Annotated in this window: 6 protein-coding genes and 1 pseudogene; 4 read left to right on the top strand and 3 right to left on the bottom strand. The window is 66.9% G+C overall.

Translation table 11 applies throughout. The features are described from left to right. The 4 genes from VD964_RS17275 to VD964_RS17260 all read left to right on the top strand — a co-directional run. A partial coding sequence (locus VD964_RS17275) for a cbb3-type cytochrome c oxidase subunit I (protein WP_324869748.1) occupies nt 1-1,243 on the top strand: 1,243 nt, incomplete at its 5' end. Beyond that, the gene (locus VD964_RS17270; RefSeq protein WP_414637185.1) at nt 1,243-2,055 is read left to right on the top strand and encodes a CbbQ/NirQ/NorQ/GpvN family protein; all 813 of its coding nucleotides are present in this window, start codon (nt 1,243-1,245) and stop codon (nt 2,053-2,055) included. The genes VD964_RS17275 and VD964_RS17270, both read left to right, overlap by 1 nt. A gap of 4 nt (nt 2,056-2,059) precedes the next feature. Next, nucleotides 2,060-3,985 carry a nitric oxide reductase activation protein NorD gene (locus VD964_RS17265; protein ID WP_324869746.1) on the top strand — a complete coding sequence of 642 codons (1,926 nt, stop codon included), beginning with the start codon at nt 2,060-2,062 and terminating at the stop codon, nt 3,983-3,985. A gap of 24 nt (nt 3,986-4,009) precedes the next feature. Next, on the top strand, nt 4,010-4,684 hold the full coding sequence (locus VD964_RS17260; RefSeq protein ID WP_324869745.1) for a DUF4142 domain-containing protein: 675 nt from the start codon (nt 4,010-4,012) through the stop codon (nt 4,682-4,684). A gap of 152 nt (nt 4,685-4,836) precedes the next feature. On the opposite strand, the pseudogene VD964_RS17255 reads toward VD964_RS17260, so the two are convergent. The 3 genes and pseudogenes from VD964_RS17255 to VD964_RS17245 all read right to left on the bottom strand — a co-directional run bounded on the left by VD964_RS17255 (nt 4,837) and on the right by VD964_RS17245 (nt 7,906). Next, nucleotides 4,837-5,550 (bottom strand): annotated as a pseudogene (locus tag VD964_RS17255) (IS6 family transposase). Nucleotides 5,551-6,139: 589 nt separating this feature from the next. After that, the gene (istB, locus tag VD964_RS17250; protein WP_324869744.1) at nt 6,140-6,907 is read right to left on the bottom strand and encodes an IS21-like element helper ATPase IstB; all 768 of its coding nucleotides are present in this window, start codon (nt 6,905-6,907) and stop codon (nt 6,140-6,142) included. Nucleotides 6,908-6,916: 9 nt separating this feature from the next. Further along, on the bottom strand, nt 6,917-7,906 hold the full coding sequence (locus VD964_RS17245; RefSeq protein WP_414637183.1) for a Mu transposase domain-containing protein: 990 nt from the start codon (nt 7,904-7,906) through the stop codon (nt 6,917-6,919). Nucleotides 7,907-7,964 lie beyond the last annotated feature (58 nt).

Genomic DNA, 7,964 nt, shown 5'->3' with positions numbered 1-7,964 from the left:
GCCCAACTTCCTGTCCGAGACGCTGCCATTCAACATCCTGCGCATGATCCACACCAACGCGCTGATCGTGTGGCTGCTGCTCGGCTTCTTCGGCTCGGCCTATTATCTGATCCCGGAGGAGGCGGAGCGCGACATCGAGAGTCCGATGCTGGCCTATGTCCAGCTGGCGATCCTGATGATCGGCGCCCTCGCCGCGGTCGCCGGCTACACCATGGGCATCCATGAAGGACGCGAGTTCCTGGAACAGCCGCTGTGGGTCAAGGTCGGCATCGTCATCGCGGCGCTGATCTTCCTCTACAACGTCTCGCTGACCGTGTTCCGCGGCCGCAAGACGGCGATCACCAACGTCCTGCTGCTGGGGCTGTGGGGTGTCGCCATCTTCTTCCTGTTCGCCTTCTACAACCCAGCCAACCTGGCGCTGGACAAGATGTACTGGTGGTACGTTGTCCATCTGTGGGTGGAGGGCGTGTGGGAACTGGTGATGGCGTCGATCCTGGCCTTCCTGGTCATCAAGATGACCGGCGTCGACCGCGAGGTGGTGGAGAAGTGGCTCTACGCCATCGTCGGCCTCGCCCTGTTCTCCGGCCTGCTCGGCACCGGGCACCATTACTACTGGATTGGCGCGCCGGGCTATTGGCAATGGATCGGGTCGCTGTTCTCCACGCTGGAGGTGGCGCCCTTCTTCGTCATGGTCCTCTTCGCCTTCACCATGGCCTGGAAGGGACGGCGCGACCACCCGAACAGGGCGGCCTTCCTGTGGACGCTCGGCACGCCGGTCTTCGCCTTCTTCGGTGCGGGTGTCTGGGGCTTCCTGCACACGCTGTCCTTCGTGAACTACTACAGCCACGGCACCCAGGTCACCGCGGCGCACGGGCATCTCGCCTTCTTCGGCGCCTATGTGATGCTGAACCTGTCGATCATCACCTACGCCATGCCGGGCTTGCGCGGCCGCGCGCCCTACAACCAGGTGCTCAACATGTGGAGCTTCTGGATCATGACCTCGGCCATGGCCTTCATGACCTTCACCCTGACCTTCGGCGGCGTCGTGCAAATCCATCTGCAGCGCGTGCTTGGGATGACCTATATGGAGGTGCAGGAGCAGTTGGCCCTGTTCTACTGGATGCGTCTCGGGTCCGGCATCTTCGTGGTTCTGTCGGTCCTGCTGTTCGTCTATTCCGTCTTCGGTCCGGCCCGCGAGCAGCTGCCCGCGCGCAGCCGGCCCAGCGTCGCTCCGGCTGAATGATGGGCGGAGATGCATCGGGGGACGGGGTGGCGGACTCCGCCATCCCCTTCTACGCCCCGACCGGCAACGAGGTGGCGCTGTTCGAACATGCCCACCGCAACCGGCTGCCGTTGCTGCTGAAGGGGCCGACCGGCTGCGGCAAGACGCGCTTCGTCGCGCATATGGCGGCGCGGCTGGGGCGCCCTCTCCACACCGTGTCCTGCCACGACGACCTGACCGCCGCCGATTTGACCGGGCGCTATCTGCTGAAGGGCGGCGACACCGTCTGGACCGACGGACCGCTGACCCGCGCCGTGCGCGAAGGCGCCATCTGCTACCTCGACGAGGTGGTGGAGGCGCGCAAGGACGTGACCGTCGTGCTGCACCCGCTGACCGACGACCGCCGCCTGCTGCCGCTGGAACGCACCGGCGAGTTGCTTGAGGCCCCGCCCGACTTCATGCTGGTCGTGTCCTACAACCCCGGCTACCAGAACATCCTGAAATCGCTGAAGCCCAGCACCCGCCAGCGCTTCGTCGCCATCGAGTTCGGCTTTCCGGCTCCGGAGGCGGAGATCGCCATCGTTTCCCGCGAGAGCGGGCTTGCCGCCGACCGGGTGGCGCCGCTGGTCCGGCTGGGCAACGCCCTGCGCGCACTGAAGGGACAGGATCTGGAGGAAGGCGTGTCGACCCGGCTGCTGGTCTATTGCGCCAGCCTGATCCGGGACGGCATGGCGCGCGACGAGGCGGTGCTGGCTTCGATGATCGAGCCGCTCACCGACGACCCGGAGGTCAAGAAGGCGCTGCTGCGGGTCGCCGAACTCACGCTGGGGTGATCGCATGGCGTCCATCTGGGAACCGGAGGAGTTCGTCGGCGCGCTGTGGCACCGCCTTGTCGGCAATGCCGTGTCGTACCCGCGCCACCCGGAGGCGGCGGTCGGTCTGGACGACATGCGGACGCGGCTGGGCGTGCTGTTCCGGGCGCTGGGCGGGCCGGGCGCCGTCCGCATCGCCGCGACCGCCGCGGAGTCCTCCGGCCACCGGCTGGGCCTGAAGCAGCGGCTCGGGCTGGGAACCGAAAAGCTCGACCGTGCCCGCTATGACGGCGCCACCCTCCAGCTTCCCGACCGCCTCGACGTCTTTCCGGTGCGCGAGGACAATGCCGGGCTCTACGAGTGGCTCGCCGCCTTCTTCGCCCATGCCGAGCCGCCGCCGATGCTTCCCGCAGACCTGCTGCAGGCCGATCTGGCCCGCCTGCGCGCGGCTAGGGTGGCGACCGACCGTGCGCTGGCGGCATGGCCGGGGCTGCGGGTCCTGCATGAACGGCTTTGCCGGCTGATGCGCGCCGCAAGGCCGCGGCGGCGCCTTCCCGCGCAGGAGGCCGCGGTGGAAAACGTGGTCCTCACCCTTCTCGGCGCGGAACGGCAGCCTGCCGACGCTAGGTTTGCCGCCATGCTCGCCGCAGTGACGGATGGGGCAATGCCGCTCGATGCGTTCCAGGCGGATCCCGGCTATCGGCCGTTCCTGCCCGTGCCGTTGTGGGGCGAGGTGTCCGACGCCGTCGGAACGGGCGTGGCGGCGGACGGCGACGAGGAGGGCGGCGGCGGTGCGGAGGGGGACGGCAAGCGCCGCAAGGCCAGGCGCCGCGACACCGACCAGACCCGGCGCGACGACCCGCTGATGCTGAACCGCTTCGAGAAGATCCTCGGGCTGGCAGAGATGGTCAACCTCAACCGCAAGGTCGAGGACGACGATGAGGAGAACGCGCGCAAGGCGGCCGAGGACATGGACGAGATCGCGGTCGGCCAGCACGAGCGCAAGGCTTCCACCAAGCTGAAACTCGACCTCGATCTCGCCGCCGAGGAGGCCGATGCGGCGCCGCTTCGCGCCGAGATCACCTATCCCGAGTGGGACTGGAAGCGGCGCCGCTATCTACCCGACCATTGCCGCGTGATCGCCGCACCCGCCGCGCTGGAAGGCGAGGACTGGCGTCCCGACGACGACGCGCTCCGCCGCATCCGTCTGGTGCGCCGCCAGTTCGAAGCCATGAGGCCGCGCCGCCAGCTGATGACCGGCCAACCCGACGGCGACGACCTCGACCTTTCGGCGCTGGTGCGCTCCGTCGCCGACCGGCGGGCGGGTGGATACGGTTCGGAGCGGGTCTACAGCGCGGTGCGCACCGTCGCCCGTGACCTGTCGGTCTGCGTGCTGGTCGACGTCTCCCTGTCCACCGACAGTTATGTCGAGGAGCGGCGCGTGCTCGATGTCGAGAAGGAAGCGCTGCTGGCGCTGACGCACGGGCTGGCCGCTTGCGGCGACGAGCACGCCATCCTCACCTTCACCTCGCATCGCCGGCATCGCGTGGACGTGCGCACGGTCAAGGATTTCGAGGAGCGGCTGGACGCCCGTGTCCTGCGCCGGATACAGGCGCTCAAGCCCGGAAGCTACACCCGGATGGGGGCCGCGCTGCGCCATGCCACTTTCCGCCTGAAGGACCGTCCGCACACCCACCGGCTGCTGCTGGTGCTGACCGACGGCAAGCCCAACGACACCGACCATTACGAGGGGCGCCATGCCATCGAGGACACGCGCGTGGCGGTGCAGGAGGCGCGCCGCGCCGGATTGCGGCTGTTCGGCATCACGGTGGACGAGCAGGGGCGCGACTATCTCCCCTACATCTTCGGCACCGGCGCCTACGCCATCTTCCCCCATGTCGCGCGCCTGCCGGCGGCGTTGCCGGCCATCTACCGCCAATTGACCTGCTGAGTGTTCACGGGAACAGGAGCCATCATGCTTAGGATCCTCCGCGCCGCCATTCTCGGAACCATCCTGGTGTCCGGCTCGTCCTGGGCACAGGCCAACCTCCGCCCCGACCCGACGCCGCGCCTGCCGCCGCAGCCGGGGCAATCGCTGCCGCTCGAAGATGCGCTGTTCCTCAGGCAAGCCGCGGCGGCAAGCCAGGGGCAGGCCGAACTCGGGCGGCTCGCGGCCGAGAAGGGGCCGGACGACGCGTTCAAGGCCATGGCCAGGGAGATCGCGCAAACCCACGCGAAACTCGACGAAGGTCTGAAACGCCTGTCCTCCGCCCGTACCCTGCCGCCGGCCGATCAGGTGAAGCCGCAGCGCGCCGACCAGTTCGGAGCGGCAGGGGCGGTGACCAACCCGGCGAACACGCAAGAAGGGATGGCGCAGGACGCGGCGAAATCACTGTCGGCGGCAAGCGGGGAGGGATTCGCCAAAGGCTATCTGGAGGCACAGCTGCGCATCCACGACCGCATCGTCGACCTGTACCAGACCGAAGCGTCGCACACGCCCGACCGCGAGCTTGCCACCTTCGCCATCACCAATCTGGTGTCGATCCAGAAGAACCGCGACGCTCTGCGGCAGATGGCCGGCCGGTTCGGGATCAGCGCCCCGGCCGAAGGACAGGCAATCCAGTATGGCGATCCGGCCAAGGTCCGATGAAAGCGGCGTCACGGCAAATGAGTGGGCTTTCAAGCACGTCGCCAACGTGTCGGCGCTCAAGGTCGTTCCGTATTGGTGGCCCTTGCCCCAAGGGCATCGTCACATTAACTTGAGCGAGGCAAGGAGAGGGGGGCTGGAGCCGCCCAACGGCACTACGACACAGCCTTCCGGGCGCACGTCTCCTTCTGCCAGGCGGCGAAGGCGTCAGCCCGGTAAGTACAATACTCAGCGGCGCTCATGCAATGTCGACGCCGGTGGGAGTGCTGGTATATGGGGCCATGGGCGGAGAGGAATTGCTGAACCTGCCGCGGTGACGTGAAGCGTTTCATCCGCCGCTCGCGTTGGTGGGTCGGCTGGTGTGAATTCTCGGCGCGGTTATTAAGATACCGACTTTGCCGGTGCTCGGCTCCGGGGATGATCTTGGCCTTGGGGGCGGCATAGGACTTCAGCTTGGCCGGCACGACGACACGCGGCACGTAGCGCAAGCCCTTCAGAAGCTACTTGAAGAAACGCTTGGCGGCCTTGGTGTTGCGCCGGCTCTACACCAGGATATAGAGCACCACGCCGTGCTGATCGACGGCGCGCCAGAGATAGTGCTGCACTCCATTGATCCTGATAAACACTTCGTCCAAGTGCCAATGATCGCCGGGCCGTGGGCGCCGATGGCGCAACCGATTGGCAAAGGTCTGGGCGAACTTGCGACACCAGCGCCGAACCGTCTCATATGAGACCTCGACTCCGCGCTCGGCCAGGAGCAATTCGACATCGCGGAAGCTGAGCGGGAACGTGTGGTACAGCCAAATGGCGTGCGCGATCAGCTCGGCTGGGAAGCGGTGGCGGTAGTGGGGATCGGGCTCGCGTCTCATCCCGCTACCATGCCCGGCGCACCTCCGGCTCGCCAGCCCCGCAGTTTATGTGACGATGCCTTTGTCTACCTGCTGAGGTGAGCAATGACCGCTCTCACACGCACATGGCTCATCCTAATGATGCTCACCGGTGTCTCCATATGGGCGGGGCACGCTATGGGCGGCGGTAGCCTTGGATGCACAGTCCGGTGAAAGTGAACAGGCTGTCCGGTCGAAAGTGAACAGCGTGTACGGCTGAAACCGAACAGGCCGTACGGCAGCATGAACACCCAGTGCGCGTTGTCACCCGCTGAGTGACGCCTCACTCCGCCTTCATCATCTGTATTTTACGTCCTCTTTGGCACTTGGGTCAACTGCCAGTATCAACGGCAGGTATCACAATTGAAGAGGATTCGATCTCCGCAGTTCTAAATACTTTATCTGATTACATGCGCCAGCATTCTTCGCCCTTGTCTTCGATGGCGGAGCGTCGGGCCAAGCGGCGCAGGCCGGTCAAGTGCGAAGCCGCCGAAGGCGGTGGCGCGTCAGCGCCACACTTGAGGGGCCTGCGCCGCTTGGACATCATCCTCGCCCGAAGGCAAGGCGCCGATCACGCCGCCGGGAGGCCGGTCAGGCTATCTTCCTTGGTGTTCGCCGCGAGGCGCTTGCGCATCGATTCGCCACGCAACTCAATGCGGTACGCGTTGTGAACGACGCGGTCGAGCAGGGCGTCGGCGTAGGTGGCATCGCCGATCTGGTCGAACCAGCTGGACACGGGGATTTGCGAGGCCAGGATCGTCCCCGCCCGGTCGTGCCGATCGTCGATCACTTCCATCAGGTCGCGGCGCTGCTCGGCGGTCAGCCGGATCATCGCCCAATCATCCAGGATCAACAACCGGGTGCGCGCCAGCTTGGCAAAGGTCCGCCGATGCCGCCCTTCCACCCGGGCAATCGCCAGATCATCCAGGAGGCGGGGAAGGCGCCGGTACAGAACCGAGAAGCCGTCCCGAGCCGCCTGGTGGCCGAGCGCGCAGGCGATGAAGGTCTTGCCCACGCCGGTCGGCCCGGTCAGCAGAACCGAGCGTGCCGTGCGGATCCACTGGCCGCTGGCCAGCGTCTGGATCAGGCCGCGGTCGAGCCCGCGCGGGGTGCGCAGGTCGAGGTCCTCCAGACACGCGGTCTGGCGCAGGTTGCTGGCCCTCAGCCGCTGGCTGAGCGCCGCGTTGTGGGCGGCGGCGTGCTGGAGGTCAACCAGCAGCGCCAAGCGCTCTTCGAACGTGAGCGCGTCGATGTCCGGCTGCTTCGCCTGGGCCAGGACCCCATCGGCCATCGCCGACAGCTTCAGCCCGTGCAGTTTCTCGATGGTCTGGTGCAGCATGGTTTCCCCTCAGTGATAGTAGCCGGAGCCGCGCACGTTGCCGTGCTCGCCGGGGCCGCCCTCGATGGGCTCAGGCAGAACGGGCCGGTTGGGCGCCTTCAGCAGCCCTTCCACGAAGCGCGGCGACAGTACCCCGGCCGCTAGAGCCCGCTCACACGCCGTCTCCAGGGCCGCGGTGCCATACTTGGCAGCCAAGCGGAGGACGCCGTAGGCCGCCCGCACCCCTTGCTCGACATGACGACGCGACGCCAGCACCCGGTCGACGTAGGTGGCCGTGGCCACGCCGATCGCCGCGGCGTCGGCCCGCATGCGGTCGGGTGTCCGCTCCAGGACGGCGCGATGACCCGGCGGCATGTGCTCAGGCAGCGTGGTGTGCCCGCCCTTGCTCGGGCTGCGGGGATGGCTGGCTACCCGCTCGCCGCGCTGGAAGATCGTCACCAGCGTGGCGGTGGTGAACACGTCGACCTTGCCGCGTGCCAAGGCGCAGGGCACCGAGTAGTAATGGCCGTCGGCGATCACGTGGTAATCGGCGCCGACGGTGCGGCCAAGGTCCCACTGCCCCACGACATAAGCATCGCTGGGCAGAGGTCGCAGCAACACCCGCTCCTCGGCCTCGAATACAGAGCGGCGGGTTCCCTCACGCGGCGGCGACAGCGGTCTGTTGTTGAGCGCCTCGCGCAGTGGCATCACGGCGGCGTTCAACTCGCCCAGTGAAAAGAAGGTCTGGTGACGCAAAGGCGCCAGAACCCAGCGTTCGACCTGCAGGACGGCGTTCTCCGCCGCGGGCTTGTCGCGCGGTTTGCGCACCCGGGTCGGCAGGATGGCGGTGCCGTAGTGCCGGGCCAGTTCGTAATAGCTGGCGTTCAGCACGGGATCGAAGAAGTTCGCCTTGGTGACGCCGCTCTTCAGGTTGTCGGGCTTATGTGCCTCTCGGCGATATGTGCCGGGACGCCGGTTCGGTGGGAAATTCGGCCGGGTGGCGTCGGCACCCGGCCACATAATATTCAAAGTGCGGCGAGCCATTCGAGCAGGTTTTTATCGTCCCGCCAGACTGGGC

This window comes from Azospirillum sp. (genome assembly GCF_035628975.1).
Lineage (GTDB): Bacteria > Pseudomonadota > Alphaproteobacteria > Azospirillales > Azospirillaceae > Azospirillum.
The sequence above is the reverse complement of the archived record's forward strand: the minus strand, read 5'-3'. Positions and strand labels throughout refer to the sequence as shown.

Bases quoted from the DNA above. Each gene is read 5' to 3' on its own strand.
- VD964_RS17245 (WP_414637183.1), bottom strand. From the start codon at position 7,906: ATGTGGCCGGGTGCCGACGCCACCCGGCCGAATTTCCCACCGAACCGG.
- istB (WP_324869744.1), bottom strand. From the start codon at position 6,907: ATGCTGCACCAGACCATCGAGAAACTGCACGGGCTGAAGCTGTCGGCG.
- VD964_RS17265 (WP_324869746.1), top strand. From the start codon at position 2,060: ATGGCGTCCATCTGGGAACCGGAGGAGTTCGTCGGCGCGCTGTGGCAC.
- VD964_RS17260 (WP_324869745.1), top strand. From the start codon at position 4,010: ATGCTTAGGATCCTCCGCGCCGCCATTCTCGGAACCATCCTGGTGTCC.
- VD964_RS17270 (WP_414637185.1), top strand. From the start codon at position 1,243: ATGGGCGGAGATGCATCGGGGGACGGGGTGGCGGACTCCGCCATCCCC.